The following is a 553-nucleotide window of genomic DNA, read 5'->3' on the forward strand; positions in this document are numbered from 1 at the left end:
TCAACACCGAGGGACTGCAGGACCTGGGCTTCGACGAAGTGGCCGATGCGGGCCTTGGCCATGACGGGGATGGACACCGCGGCAATGATCTGGTCGATCATGTCCGGGTCCGACATGCGGGACACGCCGCCCTGGGCGCGGATGTCGGCGGGAACGCGCTCGAGCGCCATGACAGCCACTGCACCGGCATCCTCGGCGATGCGGGCCTGCTCGACGTTGACGACGTCCATGATGACGCCGCCCTTGAGCATCTCGGCCATACCCCGCTTGACGCGACTGCTGCCTGTGGATGGATTGAACGGAGTTGTCTCTGCGGACATGGAGCCTTCTTCTACTGGAAGCGAGCGATGAGGTCGTTCCTCGATTTGGCTGGTCGCGGCGGTGTTTGGCGTGATGGACATGTGTGTTTGTCTCCTTGGTGTTTGGGGAGGTCCGGGGAGAGTTCTCCACATGCGGGGGACGATCGAGGAGGGAAATCCTTCGGAAACCTGCCAGTAATGGGACTTGGGCTTCGGCCCGAATCTTGTCAGGGTGGGAATGTCTCGGGGGAGGG

Annotated in this window: 1 pseudogene; it reads right to left on the minus strand. The window is 62.6% G+C overall.

The window, feature by feature from the left end:
• A pseudogene (locus tag AC3WJU_RS22490) lies at positions 1-320 on the minus strand (pyridoxal 5'-phosphate synthase lyase subunit PdxS); the annotation flags it as partial.
• Positions 321-553: the final 233 nt, after the last annotated feature.

It is taken from the genome of Arthrobacter sp. FW306-1B-F12A, assembly GCF_058781865.1.